Here is a 15,784-nt window from a genome sequence, read left to right as displayed (position 1 = left end):
TTAAAAGGAATACCCGTTGGAGCACGTCTCAACAACAACCCTGATCATCACATTGATCATCATGGTGGTGGTTTCGGCTTATTTTTCAGCCTCCGAAACCGGTATGATGACACTCAACCGTTACCGGTTACGTCACCTGGCTAAACAAGGTAACCGCGCGGCGCGGCGCGTCGAAAAGCTGTTAAAACGCCCGGATCAGCTGATAAGCCTGGTACTTATCGGCAACAATCTGGTCAACATCCTTGCTTCCGCTCTGGCAACCATTGTGGGTATCCGTCTGTACGGCGATGCCGGTGTGGCAATTGCCACGGGCGTCCTGACATTTGTCGTTCTGCTGTTTGCAGAAGTGCTGCCTAAAACATTTGCCGCACTGAATCCTGAACGCATCGCCTTCCCGAGCAGCATTTTGTTGCGTCCGCTGCAGACCATTATGATGCCGCTAGTGTGGATCCTTAACAGTCTCTCGCGTTTGCTGATGAGAATGTTCGGCATCAAAACCACCACCAGCCTCAGTGATGCCGTCAGTAAAGAAGAACTGCGTACCATCGTGAACGAGTCTCGCTCCAATATCTCGCGCCGAAATCAGGACATGCTGCTTTCCGTGCTTGATCTGGAGAAAGTCTCTGTTGATGACATCATGGTGCCGCGCAATGAAATCGTTGGTATTGATATCAACGACGACTGGAAGTCGATTATTCGTCAGCTTACTCACTCGCCTCATGGCCGTATTGTGCTTTATCGGGACTCACTCGACGACGCAATTGGGATGTTGCGTTTGCGCGAAGCTTATCGCCTGATGACCGAGAAAAAAGAGTTTACCAAAGAAAATCTGCTGCGCGCCGCTGATGAGATTTACTACATTCCGGAAGGCACCCCGCTGAACATTCAGTTGGTAAAATTCCAGCGGAATAAAAAGAAAGTGGGCATCGTGGTTGATGAATACGGTGATATTCAGGGGCTGGTCACGGTTGAGGATATCCTCGAAGAAATCGTCGGCGATTTCACAACCTCAATGTCACCGACGCTGGCTGAAGAAGTCACGCCACAAAGCGATGGCTCAGTGCTGATTGAAGGCAGTGCGAACGTGCGGGAACTGAATAAAGCTTTTAACTGGCATCTTCCCGCCGAAGAAGCAAGAACGATCAACGGCATGCTGCTGGAAGTACTGGAAGAGATCCCGACAATCGGAACCAGCCTGCGCATTGAAGATTATGAAGTTGAGATCCTGGATGTACAGGACAACATGATTAAACAGGTGCAGGTCCGGCCGTTACAACCGTTGCAAAGCACTGTAAACCAGCACTAACTTTCTGAATTTCAGACATAAAAAAGACGCGAACTTCGCGTCTTTTTTGTCATCAACACGAACTAAAAACTAGATGTGCAGTTCAGACAATTTCTCTTTTGGCAGAGCCAGATCATCGTTACGGTTCACGCCAACATCATGATCGATAATGTGTTGTGCGATTTCCTGGGCTTCCTGCAGGGAATGCATTTCGTAAGTCCCGCACTGGTATTCATTCAGCTCTGGGATCTGGCGCTGTTCTTTCACTTTCAGAACGTCAGCCATTGCTGCTTTCCAGGCGTCAGCAACCCGTTGCTCTTCCGGCACACCGATCAGGCTCATGTAAAAACCGGTACGGCAACCCATCGGAGAAATATCAATGATTTCCACACCGTTACCGTTCAGATGATTACGCATGAAACCCGCAAACAGGTGCTCAAGCGTATGGATACCACGTTCCGGCATCACTTCAATGTTCGGGCGGCAGAAACGCAGATCGAACACAGTGATGGTATCCCCGTGCGGGGTATTCATGGTTTTTGCGACGCGAACAGCAGGTGCTGCCATACGGGTATGGTCTACGGTAAAGCTATCCAACAGTGGCATATCGTCACCTCTCCTAAATAAATTAATTTTTTTTGCGAACTCAGGAAACCTTTTCCCAGCATGCGGGTCTTAATTAGTGAAAGACGCGCATTTGTTATCATCATCCCTGTAAACAGAGATGTTTATTTGGCCACATTAATTGTGGCCTTTTTCTTTTCTACTTATCACTACTGCCTGCATTTGCAGCCAGGTATTCTTCAAAGCTTAGCTTATCACTGGCTTCCAGGTTGCGCTGACGCTGCCATGAACCATCCTGCTCAGCCAGCAGGGCACTTTCATCCAACACTTCCAGCGGTTCACTCACCAGCATCTGCCGATATTTTTCCGCCAAGTCCAGCCCGAGGTTACCGAGGCCCTGCTGTTTCAGATCTTTGAGGATGCGGGCAGAATAAGTCAGTTCAGGATCATCAAACGCAGCAGCTAACTCTTTACAGACATCCTGGTAAAGATGATCACCGTTTTGATTATCCATGACCTGAGCCACCCGATTCAGATCAGCAAACAATGCTTTGCCGACGCTGGCTAATGGCTGACGTTCATCGTTACACCCAATACCAATTGTCTGACCCGGTTTACGCCCTTCAAGGATGACGCGGTTCCAGTTTTTGCGCGTACAAAGCAACTCATCACTGTTCATTTCCGGCGCATCGGCTAAAGCACACCATACCAAAAACAGATCCAGGAAACGCGCCTGGGTTGCATCGATACCGACTGGCGAGAACGGATTAACGTCCAGCGAACGGACTTCAATGTATTCAATCCCGCTGCGCATCAGCGCATCCGAAGGGGTTTCACCCGATTTGGTGACGCGCTTAGGCCGGATTGGCGCATAAAGTTCGTTCTCAATCTGTAACACATTGGTGTTCAGCTGGAGATACTTGCCGTCCTTTTTCACCCCCATTTCCGCATATTCAGCAGACGGTGTGCGGATCGCTTTCTTCACACCCTGAACATAGGTGTTCAGATCATTAAAAGTGATACCCAGATTGCTCTGCGACTTATTCGTATACCCTAAATCACTCAGGCGCAACGATGTCGCATAAGGCAGATAACACAACCCACCTTCGGTATATTCAAAAGGCAGATCCGTTACACGGCCTTTCAGGAATGAGGAACAGATTGCAGGCGACGCACCAAACAGATACGGGATCACCCAACCAAAACGGTAATAGTTTCGGATGAGTTTGAAATAACCTGCAGAGATGGCCTCTTTCCCGCTTTCGGTATCGGTAACACCCAACCGCTCCTGCCAAAACGTCATTGGCAACGAAAAATTGTAATGGATGCCGGAAATTACCTGCATCAGTGCGCCATAGCGGTTTTTCAGGCCTTCGCGATAAAGCGTCTTGAAACGCCCGACATTCGAGGCGCCATATTGTGCCAGTTCAATATCCTGCCCTGATTCAATAAAGCATGGCATGCTGAACGGCCACATACGCTCGTCACCAAGCTCACGGGCTACGTGACGATGAATATCACGCAGAAACGCCATCAGATGTTCAATATTGTCATCGACGGGCGTAATGAATTCTAATAAGGCTTCAGCAAAATCGGTGGTGATCCAGCGATGCGTCAGAGCTGAACCTAAAGATTCCGGGTGTCCCGTCGTCGCTAATGAACCATCAGGATTAACCCGAAGCGTTTCACGCTCGATACCACGACGAATACCTTTTAATGCCTGAGGGTGGGCTTCCAGCCAGGAAAGCGCCTGAGATACATCCGGGATCAAATTGACCTCCCGTTCGGTGAAACCATTAATTTGCAAGCATACTGAATCTGCATAGATGTGACCATAATTGATAGCTGATGCCAATCTAACCGAACCATGAGAGCCCCTCCAGCGTTACAAAAGTCAAAAGTATGTAACGCACCGCTTTTCCGATAAACATGAAAAAGACTACAGGCCCCCACGGCATTCGCAGCCAACCTGCTAATACACACAACACATCACCCATCACCGGTAACCAACTTAGCAATAATGCCGGGGGTCCGAAGCGCTTCAGCCAGCCTTGTGCAATATTGAGTCCACGCTGAGGCTTAAGCTGTGGCAGAAAGCGTCCGATGATGACGTTGGTTATGCCGCCTAAGGTATTGCCAACAGATGCAGACAAAACCAGTGCAGCTGGCATTGCGCTGCCAGCTGACAATAAAGCCACTAATAAAACTTCTGAATTTCCAGGCAGTAATGTGGCGCTTAAAAAGCTGCTGCCGAATAAGGAAGCCAGCGCCAGGGCGCTACTCACAGCTTACGTACGTCCACAAAATCCATATTGGCGCGTTTTGCTGCCTCAATACCGAAATCTGCATCTTCAAAGACGACACATTTTTCAGGAGGCACGCCGATCAGCTCCGCACAGCGCAAAAACGTGTCCGGTGCCGGTTTGTGGTTCTTCACATCGTTGGCACCCACAATCGCATCAAAGTAATCGCGCAATCCTAAATGTCGTAACAATGCATCCGCCATCCAGTGCTCGCTGCCCGTTCCTACCGCCATTGGCCGGCGCCCATGATAGGATTTGACGACATCAATTAGCGGTAAAGGCCGCACGGTATCGAGTAACATTTCCTGCACTGCAGCCGTTTTCTCAGCTGCAAGAAGATGGGGATCCATCTCAACATTATTACTGTCTATAACAAACCTGGCGATGTGCCAGGTCGGAGAACCATTCAGAGCAACCATGGATGCGACATCAAACTGCATATTGTATTTGGTCAATACCTGATGCCATGCCTTACGGTGCGTAGGTTCGGTATCCAATATGGTGCCATCCATATCAAATATTAGCCCTTCGTATCGATCGTACATCGGGATGCTCCGTGATCACGAAAAAACTGGAAAACTACTTTATCGCAAAGTCTGTAGAAAGTCGCATTTTGTCCACGTACACAGCACATACGAACACGTCAGAAAGGCCAGAAAAATGAAAAAGAAGAAGGAGAAACAGCTGCGAAATGTAAAAAGCAAAAAACCCGCCGAAGCGGGTTTTCTAATCTGGTGCACCGAGGAAGATTACTCGGCAGGGCCTCGCTCTGCGGGCCGTTGCTAAAGCAACGTTATTTTCCTTCGTGCTACCTTCATGCCGGAGGACTCTATACGAAAGCCGTCGCTCAAACATGTTTAGAATATGGTGCACCCAGGAAGATTCGAACTTCCGACCGCTCGGTTCGTAGCCGAGTACTCTATCCAGCTGAGCTATGGGTGCACGGGGGTAATACTGATTTTTTTTCGGGAAATACTTAGAGAAAGAATGGTGCACCCAGGAAGATTACTCGGCTATCGCCTCGCCCTGCGGGCCGTTGCTTCAGCAACGTTATCTTCCTTCGTGCTATCTGCATGTTGAGGACAATGTAAAATCTTATCATCGCTTCAACACACACAAAATATGGTGCACCCAGGAAGATTCGAACTTCCGACCGCTCGGTTCGTAGCCGAGTACTCTATCCAGCTGAGCTATGGGTGCATTTTGATTCTTACTGCAGATTTACCTGACCATTTTCCTTACTGCATCCGCTTTTGCGTTTGCCCGTCACGCTCATTTGATTGCAAATCAACATACGTTCAGGAAAGTATGGTGCACCCAGGAAGATTCGAACTTCCGACCGCTCGGTTCGTAGCCGAGTACTCTATCCAGCTGAGCTATGGGTGCATTTTAAATGGCGGTGAGGCGGGGATTCGAACCCCGGATGCAGCTTTTGACCGCATACTCCCTTAGCAGGGGAGCGCCTTCAGCCTCTCGGCCACCTCACCATACGCCTCTTTCGAGTGTGCTGACTAACTTTGTTCAAGCTCATCGGCACTGCGTGGCGCACATATTACTTTCTGGCCCTTATAAGTCAAACCCTTTTTTCCTAACAATCACCCGTTTGGACATTTCACGCGCAACCTGAGCAGTTTGAATGCAAAAAATGACCGTGAACGCGAAAAAAACGCCTTCATTTTCAGGAAAAGACAAAACGGGAGATAAAACACAGGAGGAGATTAAAAAAGAAAATGCAGGGAAACGAAGGAGGGATAAGTGATAAGGCACATAAAAGAGGTTCAGCGCCTCGCCATTAGCGAGACGCCTCGTAAATCAGTAACTCGACTGTTGAGACTTTTCAGCCTGAATACGCTGATAAATCTCTTCACGGTGAACAGAGACCTCTTTCGGCGCATTCACACCAATGCGCACCTGATTACCTTTAACACCTAAAACGGTAACAGTAACCTCATCGCCAATCATGAGGGTTTCACCAACTCGGCGAGTTAGAATAAGCATTCTTTGCTCCTTGAATAATTAAAAGAGTCGGGTCTCTCAGTTTCCCGGCCATTATCGATCATAAGCGGGTAAAACGTAAGCCATGACCCCTACATAAAATGTAAGCAGCCTGCAACTTCAGCCATGTGTACTTTAAGTTTAGCCGATATCATCATTGTCGCGACTTTAATCGCGAAGCTTACAGCGCCATTAAGACTGAAAACGCCATACAGCACAATAGATTATGGCGTTTTCATGGTTAGCTATTTATTTCTTATTACAGCTTAGCTTCAACCCAGGCTTCAACCGTCGCCAGAGCGGCAGGTAATGCCTGCACATCACTGCCGCCTGCCTGAGCCATATCTGGACGACCGCCGCCCTTTCCACCGACCTGCTGTGCCACAGAAGCAATCAGCTCACCGGCTTTAACACGATCGGTCAGATCTTTCGTGACACCAGCAATCAGGCTGACTTTATCATCAGCAATGGTTGCCAGAACGATAATTACTGATCCCAGCTGATTTTTCAGGTCATCAACCATCGTACGCAGAATTTTAGGCTCTACGTTATCCAGTTGACGAACCAACAGCTTAACCCCTTTCACTTCTTTCGCCTGGCTGGACAGTGAGGCACTTTCCTGCGCGGCTTGCTGACCTTTCACCTGCTGAAGTTCTTTTTCCAGTACACGTGAACGTTCAATCAAAGAACGGATTTTATCGGTGATGCTGTTCACATCGCCTTTCACCAAATGCGCCACATCCTGGAGCAAATCGCTTTGCTGATGCAGTGCATTAATCGCGTTTTCACCGGTAATCCCTTCAATACGACGAACACCAGCTGCAGTACCGGATTCACTCTGAATACGGAACAAACCGATATCGCCAGTACGGCTGGCGTGCGTACCGCCACACAATTCGGTAGAGAAATCCCCCATGCTCAGTACACGAACGCTGTCTTCATACTTCTCACCAAACAGCGCCATTGCCCCTTTTTCTTTCGCTTCGTCCAGATCCATGATGGTGGTCTGGATAGGCAAATTGCGACGGATCTGAGCATTCACCAGATCTTCTACCTGACGGATTTCTTCTGGTTTCATTGCTTCAAAATGCGAGAAGTCGAAACGCAGATAGTTATCGTTAACCAGAGAGCCTTTCTGAGCCACATGCTTGCCCAGCACCTGACGCAGCGCAGCATGCAGCAAGTGCGTTGCAGAGTGGTTCAGACGGATACGGTCACGGCGTGCGGCATCAACTTCTGCTTCGACACTGTCGCCGACACTCAGTTTACCCGCGTTCAGTGCGCCCTGATGGCCGATCGCTTTACCATATTTCTGGGTATCAGAAACAGAGAAGATGCCAGCAGCCGTTTTCAGAACGCCTTTATCACCCACCTGGCCACCAGACTCACCGTAAAACGGCGTATCATCCAGAACCACAATAGCATTAACGCCAGCCTGAATATCATTCACGGGCTGACCATCGACAAACAACGCCACGACTTTGGAATGGCGCTGCAGATGTTCGTAACCGGAGAACTGAGTGACGCCATCAACACGCACCATGCTGTTATAGTCCGCGCTGAAACCACTGGACTCACGCGCACGGCGGCGTTGAACGTCCATCGCTTTTTCGAAACCGGCCTCATCCACTTTCAGATTACGCTCCCGGCACACGTCAGCAGTCAGATCCAGCGGGAAACCAAAGGTGTCATACAAACGGAAAGCAATTTCGCCGTCCAGAGTGTCGCCTTCCAATGCGGACAATTCTTCGTCCAGCAACGCCAGTCCACGTTCCAGGGTACGGGCAAACTGTTCTTCTTCGGTTTTCAGCAGTTGCTCAACCATCGCCTGCTGTTCTTTAAGTTCCGTCGCAGCCGGACCCATAACTTCAATCAGCGGAGCAACCAGTTTGTAGAAGAAAGTGTCCTTCGCGCCCAGCATATTGCCGTGACGGATTGCACGACGAATGATACGACGCAGCACATAGCCACGGTTTTCATTCGATGGGATCACACCGTCCGCAATCAGGAATGCACATGAACGGATATGGTCAGCAATAACGCGCAGTGATTTGTTGGTCAGATCGGTCGCGCCAGTGACGTCTGCCACTGCCGCGATCAGTTTCTGGAACAGGTCGATATCGTAGTTGGAGTTCACATGCTGCATAACCGCCGTGATACGCTCAAGCCCCATCCCGGTATCTACAGATGGTTTTGGCAGAGGCAACATCGTGCCGTCAGCCTGACGGTTGAACTGCATGAACACCAGGTTCCAGATTTCTATATAACGGTCGCCATCTTCTTCAGCAGAACCCGGAGGGCCGCCCCAGATGTGATCGCCATGATCGTAGAATATCTCAGTACAAGGGCCGCACGGACCGGTATCGCCCATCTGCCAGAAGTTATCAGAAGCGAATGCACCGCCTTTATTATCGCCAATGCGGATAATACGTTCTTTTGGAACGCCGACTTCTTTCTCCCAGATGTCGAAAGCTTCGTCATCAGTCTCATAGACGGTGACCCACAGCTTCTCTTTCGGCAGGTTGAACCACTTTTCGCCGGTCAGTAATTCCCAGGCGTAGTTGATGGCATCGTGCTTAAAGTAATCACCGAAGCTGAAGTTACCCAGCATCTCGAAGAAGGTATGATGACGTGCGGTATAGCCGACATTTTCGAGGTCATTATGCTTACCGCCCGCACGTACACAACGCTGAGACGTGGTGGCGCGGTTGTAATCGCGCTTATCCAGACCGAGGAAAACGTCTTTAAATTGGTTCATCCCGGCATTGGTAAACAACAGTGTCGGATCGTTTGTCGGGACAAGCGAACTGCTTGAAACAATGTTGTGTCCCTTACTATGGAAGAAATCGAGAAACGCTTGACGGATCTCAGCGGTGCTCTTGCTCATAAATGTCCCGGAATCATGCTGGAAGAACGGCTCTTGAGCCGGATAACGCTGTATATGACAGCAATCTGTACAGCTCACGAACGAAAAAGTGCGGATAAGATAAAATTTCTGCGCGGGGAAGTAAAATACCGTATGCGGTCAATCGTCAAAATCGCGATAAATAGACTGTATTTCTTCCTGAAAGAAGCCCCGATAGAGTAAATAACGCAGAACTTTCGATTTTTCCTTCCAGTCGGTCGGTAAATTTTCACCAAATTTCCTGACTGCCAAATCCCGTGCCAGAACACACCAGTCAACATCAGTGTTTTCCAGCGCCACGGTGATGATTTCTTTATCGACACCTTTTTGCAGTAATTCCGAACGAATGCGCACCGCACCGTAACCTTTGTGACTGCGACCAGAGATATAGCGGCTGGCAAATTTGGCATCATCGAGCCAGTGATGTTGATAGCAGTAATCAATCACCGCCTGCACATGTTCTTCCGAAATGGCTTCTGGCACAGGCCGTGGCTCAGGTTTACCTCTCACCGCTTCTTCGTCAGCAAATGCATTTTGCTCCGGCTTTTTACGCGATAACCCACTGTTTTTCTTATTCTGAGGTTTAACAAAAGGCATCGGTGGAGTGAGCAATTTACGACGCAACTCGGCTTCACCGTGATCACGCTGAGAAAGCAAACGCATAGCGCGGTTCATCAGGGTGTTGATTTTAGCCGCATCACCCTCTTTTTTTGGGGGCTCAAACAGCGTGGACTCACTGTTCTGCGCCACTTCTTCCAGCAGTTTTTTCAGGTCGATAATTTTTTCATTGGGCGCTTTTTCATCGTGCATAAGGTTTCCCCTGATATGCAAAATGCCAGTCTGGAAACCAGACTGGCATTTTAACGACTTCTGAAAGTCACGGATAACTATCCCCTGCCTTCAAATGTCTCTGTCAGACAACCGCGAAATTAAAATTCTTCGCTGGTTTCCATATTGTCGTCAGCATCTTCAGCAGTGGTCGCAGCACTCAGCTCACCGGTACCGCTCAGCAACATATCACGCAGTTTTTTGTCCAGCTCTGCAGCGACTTTCGGGTTTTCTTTAAGGTAGTTGCAAGAGTTTGCTTTACCCTGACCAATCTTCTCACCGTTGTAGCTGTACCAGGCACCGGCTTTCTCGATCAGTTTGTGCTTCACGCCCAGGTCGATCAGTTCGCCGTTGATATTGATACCTTCGCCGTACATGATCTGGAATTCAGCTTGCTTAAATGGCGCTGCGATTTTGTTCTTTACAACTTTCACACGCGTTTCGCTACCGACAACCACATCACCTTCTTTGATAGCACCAATACGACGGATATCCAGACGTACAGAGGCGTAGAATTTCAGGGCATTACCGCCGGTAGTCGTTTCCGGGTTACCGAACATTACGCCGATTTTCATACGGATCTGGTTGATGAAGATCAGCAGGGTGTTGGCGTTTTTCAGGTTACCGGCAAGCTTACGCATTGCCTGGCTCATCATACGTGCTGCAAGGCCCATATGAGAGTCACCAATTTCGCCTTCGATTTCAGCTTTTGGTGTCAATGCTGCCACGGAGTCAACGATGATAACGTCAACGGCACCTGAACGGGTCAGCGCATCACAGATTTCGAGCGCCTGCTCTCCGGTATCTGGCTGTGAACACAGCAGGTTATCAATATCTACACCCAGTTTTTTAGCGTAGATAGGGTCCAGCGCATGTTCTGCATCGATGAACGCACAGGTTTTGCCTTCACGCTGTGCAGCCGCGATAACCTGCAAGGTCAGTGTGGTTTTACCAGACGATTCAGGACCATAAATTTCAACAATACGGCCCATTGGCAAGCCGCCAGCACCTAACGCGATATCCAGAGACAAAGAGCCGGTAGAGATCGTTTCGACGTCCATGGAGCGATCTTCCCCCAGACGCATGATGGAGCCTTTACCGAATTGCTTTTCGATCTGGCCCAGTGCTGCAGCTAACGCTTTTTGCTTGTTCTCATCAATAGCCATTTTTACTCCTCGTCTGATACAGGGGAACATCCCGCCTGCATCATTGAATATAATTTATGTACAGGTAATTGGCAGTAATTATACTGTATGCTCATACAGTATCAAGACTAATTTTTAATAAACTCATCCAATGCTGTTTGTAGCGAAAAAACAGCGGCTTGCAAACGCACCGCTTCGCGATCGCCGGAAAAATGCTGTTTAACCATCAGAACATGCCCGTTTTTACCGGCAAAACCAAACCAGACAGTGCCGACAGGTTTTTCTTCGGAACCGCCATCAGGACCGGCAATACCGCTTACCGAAACGGCAACGTCCGCGCCCGCTGCGTGCAGAACACCCACTGCCATTTCATGCACCACCTGCTCACTCACCGCACCATATTGTTCAAGCGTGCTTTCGCGCACACCCAGCAATTCATGCTTGGCCGCATTGCTGTAAGTGACAAATCCGCGATCAAACCAGGCGGAACTGCCAGCAATATCCGTGATGGATTTAGCAATCAGCCCGCCAGTGCAGGATTCTGCGCATGTGATCCATAGTCCGTGTGCTTTAAGCGCAGCGCCGATTTCCACACTCAGCTCATGTAAACGTTTCTCGTCCATATTCCCTCCTGGCAGGTCATCTGAAACTGACCTGATGTTAGCATTTCTCTTCAGGTCTGTGAGTCATGTCGACGCGTTTTGCGCGATGTATTCCGAATTGGCATAAAAACAAAAAAGAAGGGCCGCGTTTTGCGGCCCCCATGAACAATTCCCGAACCGGCATTAACGTGCCGCTTTTACTGCCTCACCTAACTGCCATACCGCCATCGCATAATGAACGCTGTGGTTATAACGGGTAATAGTGTAAAAGTTCGGCAGTCCGTACCAGTACTGATAATTAGTGCCCATATCAAGGCGCAGCAGGCTGGCCTCCTGGTAGTTACCCAGTGAACCCAACGGGCTCAGCCCCGCCGCTTTCAACGTATATAACGGATACTTGGTTTTAAAGCCATTTTCAAGCAAGGGTGCCTGCCCCGCTGCCGGTACCGCAATCGGCGCGCCCTTCGTCCAGCCATGGGCCTTGAAATAATTGGCGACACTGCCGATGGCATCAATGGGATCCCACAGGTTAGCATGACCGTCGCCATTAAAATCGACGGCATAATCTTTATAAGACGAAGGCATAAACTGACCATAGCCCATCGCGCCCGCGAAAGAACCGCGCAGACTCAGGGGATCATCGCCTTCACGGCGCGACATCAACAGGAAGGTTTCCAGTTCGCCGGAAAAATACTCAGCCCGACGCGGATAGGCAAAGGATAAGGTCGCCAGCGCATCAATAATACGGGTTTTACCCATTACGCGCCCCCAGCGGGTTTCCACACCGATAATACCCACAATGATTTCCGGCGGCACGCCGTAAACCTGCTCTGCACGCTGTAACGCATCCTGATATTGATTCCAGAACACCACGCCATTTTGCACGTTATCCGGCGTAATGAATTTACTGCGGTAGCGATTCCACGCCCCGTTCGGCACGGTCGATGGCGGGCCGGAAGGTGCCTGCTGATCCATCAGTCTTAAGACAAAGGCCAGACGCTTAGTCTGCGACAGGACGTCATGCAGTTGCTGACGGTCAAATCCATGCTCGCGTACCATTTTGTCAACAAACTGGTTCATGGCCGGATCATAGGCGAAATCGCCGGTCTGGACGGCACCGGTATGCTCCGGCTGGAGCAGAAAGCCACCGTCAGGCACGGTACTCGCGCTGGCATTTCTTCCATCGGAAAAAGGATTTCGCGGACCTGCAGGCTGAGGTGCGCTTTTATGACTGCTACATGCAGAAAGTATAAGAACCAGGGGAAGAATGACTGCCAGATGGCGCATCGGATATCCGTAACCATGCAAAAAAAGAGGTGCGGATATGGTAGAGCATTATCAAGGCCGAAAAAACTGAAAATCACCGTCTTTACACCACAGCAGAAAGGTTACATTTTCAGATAAGTTGCGTGACGTTACGCAAGTTCAGAACGCAGCGTAGTTTTTTGGCTCTACTCACGTTAGGATCCGTTGTAAAGTCGTTGCCCCAGGCGGTAAGAGCCAACAGGATGATTTAAAATTGAATCAACTCAATGAAAAACAGAACAATATGACCGGACTGGATGCCCACACCCCAATGATGCAGCAATACCTGCGCCTTAAAGCAGAGAACCCGGATGTTCTGCTGTTTTACCGTATGGGTGACTTCTACGAGCTGTTTTATGACGATGCGAAACGCGCATCGCAACTGATGGATATCTCCCTGACCAAACGCGGTGCATCTGCCGGTGAGCCGATCCCGATGGCAGGTGTGCCTTATCATGCAGTAGAAGGTTACCTGGCGAAGCTGGTCCAGCTCGGTGAATCCGTTGCGATTGCTGAACAAATTGGCGACCCGGCACTGAGCAAAGGGCCGGTTGAACGCAAAGTCGTACGCATCGTCACGCCGGGCACCGTCAGTGACGAAGCATTACTGAGCGAGCGTTACGATAACCTGCTGGCGGCGATCTGGCAGGACGGACGCGGGTTTGGTTACGCCACGCTGGATATCAGTTCCGGCCGTTTCCGCGTCGCACAGCCTGATGATCCGGAAACCATGGCGGCCGAATTACAGCGCACCAATCCGGCGGAGTTACTCTACCCGGAAAGCTTTGAAGCCATGTCGCTGATTTCTTCCCGCCGTGGCCTGCGCCGCCGTCCGATGTGGGAATTCGAGCTGGAAACTGCCAAACAGCAGCTGAACCTGCAATTTGGCACACGCGATTTAAGCGGCTTCGGCGTTGAGCAGGCCACTCAGGCACTGCGCGCTGCCGGTTGTCTGCTGCAATACGTTAAGGATACCCAGCGTACTGCCCTGCCGCATATCCGGGGCGTCACGATGGAACGCCAGCAGGACGGTATCATTATGGATGCGGCTACCCGCCGTAACCTGGAACTGACGCAAAATCTGGCCGGTGGTATAGAAAACACGCTGGCGGCCGTGCTCGATCAGGCTGTCACGCCGATGGGCAGCCGCATGCTCAAACGCTGGATCCACATGCCAAGCCGCGATATCAAATTGCTGACACATCGCCAGCAGGCGATCGGTGCATTGCAGGATCTCACGGCAGATCTGCAACCGGTACTGCGACAGGTCGGCGACCTCGAACGTATACTGGCACGGCTCGCATTACGCAGCGCCCGCCCGCGTGACCTGGCTCGTATGCGTCATGCGATGCAGCAACTGCCGGAAATCCGGGAAATATTGCAGGAAACCGACGCCGCACATGTAAAAACACTGGTCGGACAAACCGGTGAGTTCACCGAACTGGTGGAACTGCTCGAGCGCGCAATCATCGAAACGCCGCCGGTTCTGGTACGTGATGGCGGTGTAATCGCACCGGGCTACAATGCCGAGCTGGATGAATGGCGAGCCCTGGCAGACGGCGCGACCGATTATCTCGACAGATTAGAGATCCGCGAACGCGAGAAACTGGGGCTGGATACGCTGAAAGTCGGTTTCAACGGCGTGCATGGTTATTACATTCAGGTCAGCCGCGGTCAGAGCCATCTGGTGCCGATCCACTATGTCCGTCGCCAGACGCTCAAAAACGCTGAGCGCTACATCATTCCTGAGTTGAAAGAGTACGAAGACAAAGTGCTGACTTCAAAAGGCAAAGCCTTGTCTCTGGAAAAAGCGCTGTACGAAGAGCTGTTCGATCTACTGATGCCACACCTTTCCGCATTACAGCAAAGCGCCAGTGCACTGGCGGAACTGGATGTTCTGAGCAACCTGGCAGAACGTGCGTACACATTGAATTACGCCTGTCCGACGATGAGTGAAAAACCGGGCATTAATATTACCGGTGGCCGCCATCCTGTGGTTGAACAGGTACTGAGCGAACCGTTTATTTCCAACCCGCTGAATATGTCTCCGGCACGGCGCATGCTGATCATCACCGGTCCGAATATGGGCGGTAAAAGTACCTATATGCGTCAGGCGGCGCTGATCGTCCTGATGGCGCATATCGGCAGCTATGTGCCCGCAGAAGCCGCTGTTATCGGGCCTGTGGATCGTATCTTTACCCGTGTCGGTGCGGCGGACGATCTGGCTTCGGGGCGTTCTACCTTTATGGTGGAAATGACCGAAACCGCCAATATCCTCCATAACGCCACCGAAAACAGTCTGGTATTGATGGATGAAATCGGGAGAGGGACGTCAACGTATGATGGTTTGTCGCTGGCATGGGCGTGTGCGGAAAATCTCGCCAGCCGTATTAAAGCCATGACGCTGTTCGCCACCCATTATTTCGAGCTGACTACCCTGCCGGAAAAAATGGAAGGCACGGTCAATGTTCATCTGGATGCTATTGAACACGGCGACACGATCGCCTTTATGCACAGCGTACAGGATGGCGCGGCCAGCAAGAGTTACGGTCTGGCCGTTGCGGCGCTGGCGGGTGTTCCGCGAGATGTGATTAAGCGTGCGCGTCAGAAACTGAAAGAGCTGGAAACGTTGTCCAACAACGCTGCAGCCAGCAAAGTCGATGGCCCGCAATTGGCATTACTGACGGAAGAAGTGTCTCCGGCGGTTGAAGCGCTGGAATCTCTCGATGCAGATTCTCTGTCGCCACGTCAGGCGCTGGAATGGATATATCGTCTGAAAGATATGGTGTAGATGTCCGCTGGTCAGAACAGGAAGCATAAAAAAACGGTGGGATTGACCCACCGTTTTTATG

At 50.5% G+C, this 15,784-nt stretch carries 13 protein-coding genes and 4 tRNA genes; 3 read left to right on the top strand and 14 right to left on the bottom strand.

Annotated features, from left to right (window positions below):
* The first annotated feature begins 16 nt into the window (after positions 1-16).
* Positions 17-1,306 carry an HlyC/CorC family transporter gene (locus ETV65_RS18695; RefSeq protein WP_129954605.1) on the top strand — a complete coding sequence of 430 codons (1,290 nt, stop codon included), beginning with the start codon at positions 17-19 and terminating at the stop codon, positions 1,304-1,306.
* Positions 1,307-1,375: 69 nt separating this feature from the next.
* Here the strand turns inward: ETV65_RS18695 and luxS are convergent, their stop codons facing one another.
* From luxS to ETV65_RS18655, 8 genes are all read right to left on the bottom strand, one after another.
* The gene (gene luxS, locus ETV65_RS18690; protein WP_129954604.1) at positions 1,376-1,891 is read right to left on the bottom strand and encodes an S-ribosylhomocysteine lyase; all 516 of its coding nucleotides are present in this window, start codon (positions 1,889-1,891) and stop codon (positions 1,376-1,378) included.
* A gap of 157 nt (positions 1,892-2,048) precedes the next feature.
* A complete protein-coding gene (gshA, locus tag ETV65_RS18685; protein ID WP_129954603.1) occupies positions 2,049-3,620 on the bottom strand; it encodes a glutamate--cysteine ligase in 1,572 nt (523 codons plus the stop codon).
* An 85-nt stretch (positions 3,621-3,705) separates the two neighbouring features.
* The gene (locus ETV65_RS18680; RefSeq protein WP_129954602.1) at positions 3,706-4,134 is read right to left on the bottom strand and encodes a YqaA family protein; all 429 of its coding nucleotides are present in this window, start codon (positions 4,132-4,134) and stop codon (positions 3,706-3,708) included.
* Positions 4,131-4,697, bottom strand: a complete 567-nt coding sequence (gene yqaB, locus ETV65_RS18675) for a fructose-1-phosphate/6-phosphogluconate phosphatase (protein WP_129954601.1) — start codon at positions 4,695-4,697, stop codon at positions 4,131-4,133. Before yqaB ends, ETV65_RS18680 begins: the two co-directional genes overlap by 4 nt.
* A gap of 320 nt (positions 4,698-5,017) precedes the next feature.
* Positions 5,018-5,094: transfer RNA gene (locus ETV65_RS18670), tRNA-Arg, on the bottom strand.
* A gap of 181 nt (positions 5,095-5,275) precedes the next feature.
* Positions 5,276-5,352: transfer RNA gene (locus ETV65_RS18665), tRNA-Arg, on the bottom strand.
* A 109-nt stretch (positions 5,353-5,461) separates the two neighbouring features.
* Positions 5,462-5,538: transfer RNA gene (locus ETV65_RS18660), tRNA-Arg, on the bottom strand.
* A gap of 8 nt (positions 5,539-5,546) precedes the next feature.
* Positions 5,547-5,639, bottom strand: a tRNA-Ser gene (locus ETV65_RS18655).
* Between the two features lie 149 nt (positions 5,640-5,788).
* Between ETV65_RS18655 and ETV65_RS25340 the strand changes: the two genes are divergently transcribed.
* On the top strand, positions 5,789-5,911 hold the full coding sequence (locus ETV65_RS25340; protein WP_276320341.1) for a hypothetical protein: 123 nt from the start codon (positions 5,789-5,791) through the stop codon (positions 5,909-5,911).
* A 53-nt stretch (positions 5,912-5,964) separates the two neighbouring features.
* Here ETV65_RS25340 and csrA read toward each other — a convergent pair whose 3' ends face one another.
* The 6 genes from csrA to mltB form a co-directional block, all read right to left on the bottom strand.
* Positions 5,965-6,150: a carbon storage regulator CsrA gene (csrA, locus tag ETV65_RS18650; RefSeq protein ID WP_000906486.1), complete on the bottom strand. Its 186-nt coding sequence runs from the start codon at positions 6,148-6,150 to the stop codon at positions 5,965-5,967.
* 256 nt (positions 6,151-6,406) lie between these two features.
* Positions 6,407-9,034, bottom strand: a complete 2,628-nt coding sequence (gene alaS, locus ETV65_RS18645) for an alanine--tRNA ligase (protein WP_129954600.1) — start codon at positions 9,032-9,034, stop codon at positions 6,407-6,409.
* 138 nt (positions 9,035-9,172) lie between these two features.
* Entirely contained in the window at positions 9,173-9,739 is a 567-nt protein-coding gene (gene recX, locus ETV65_RS18640; protein ID WP_205951612.1) for a recombination regulator RecX, read from the bottom strand.
* A gap of 242 nt (positions 9,740-9,981) precedes the next feature.
* Entirely contained in the window at positions 9,982-11,046 is a 1,065-nt protein-coding gene (gene recA / locus ETV65_RS18635; protein WP_095923507.1) for a recombinase RecA, read from the bottom strand.
* 107 nt (positions 11,047-11,153) lie between these two features.
* Positions 11,154-11,648, bottom strand: a complete 495-nt coding sequence (gene pncC / locus ETV65_RS18630) for a nicotinamide-nucleotide amidase (protein WP_129954598.1) — start codon at positions 11,646-11,648, stop codon at positions 11,154-11,156.
* A gap of 162 nt (positions 11,649-11,810) precedes the next feature.
* Positions 11,811-12,914, bottom strand: a complete 1,104-nt coding sequence (gene mltB / locus ETV65_RS18625; RefSeq protein ID WP_129954597.1) for a lytic murein transglycosylase B — start codon at positions 12,912-12,914, stop codon at positions 11,811-11,813.
* A 262-nt stretch (positions 12,915-13,176) separates the two neighbouring features.
* Between mltB and mutS the strand changes: the two genes are divergently transcribed.
* Positions 13,177-15,723 carry a DNA mismatch repair protein MutS gene (gene mutS / locus ETV65_RS18620; RefSeq protein WP_129954637.1) on the top strand — a complete coding sequence of 849 codons (2,547 nt, stop codon included), beginning with the start codon at positions 13,177-13,179 and terminating at the stop codon, positions 15,721-15,723.
* Positions 15,724-15,784: the final 61 nt, after the last annotated feature.

Source organism: Rahnella sp. RFA10(1/100) (genome assembly GCF_004195115.1).
Lineage (GTDB): Bacteria > Pseudomonadota > Gammaproteobacteria > Enterobacterales > Enterobacteriaceae > Rahnella > Rahnella perminowiae.
This window is presented reverse-complemented; position numbering and strand designations above follow the sequence as displayed.

Excerpts from the sequence above, each read along its gene's own strand:
- mutS (WP_129954637.1), top strand. The coding sequence starts at position 13,177 with ATGACCGGACTGGATGCCCACACCCCAATGATGCAGCAATACCTGCGC.
- pncC (WP_129954598.1), bottom strand. The coding sequence starts at position 11,648 with ATGGACGAGAAACGTTTACATGAGCTGAGTGTGGAAATCGGCGCTGCG.
- alaS (WP_129954600.1), bottom strand. The coding sequence starts at position 9,034 with ATGAGCAAGAGCACCGCTGAGATCCGTCAAGCGTTTCTCGATTTCTTC.
- csrA (WP_000906486.1), bottom strand. The coding sequence starts at position 6,150 with ATGCTTATTCTAACTCGCCGAGTTGGTGAAACCCTCATGATTGGCGAT.
- ETV65_RS25340 (WP_276320341.1), top strand. The coding sequence starts at position 5,789 with ATGCAAAAAATGACCGTGAACGCGAAAAAAACGCCTTCATTTTCAGGA.
- yqaB (WP_129954601.1), bottom strand. The coding sequence starts at position 4,697 with ATGTACGATCGATACGAAGGGCTAATATTTGATATGGATGGCACCATA.
- mltB (WP_129954597.1), bottom strand. The coding sequence starts at position 12,914 with ATGCGCCATCTGGCAGTCATTCTTCCCCTGGTTCTTATACTTTCTGCA.
- luxS (WP_129954604.1), bottom strand. The coding sequence starts at position 1,891 with ATGCCACTGTTGGATAGCTTTACCGTAGACCATACCCGTATGGCAGCA.
- recA (WP_095923507.1), bottom strand. The coding sequence starts at position 11,046 with ATGGCTATTGATGAGAACAAGCAAAAAGCGTTAGCTGCAGCACTGGGC.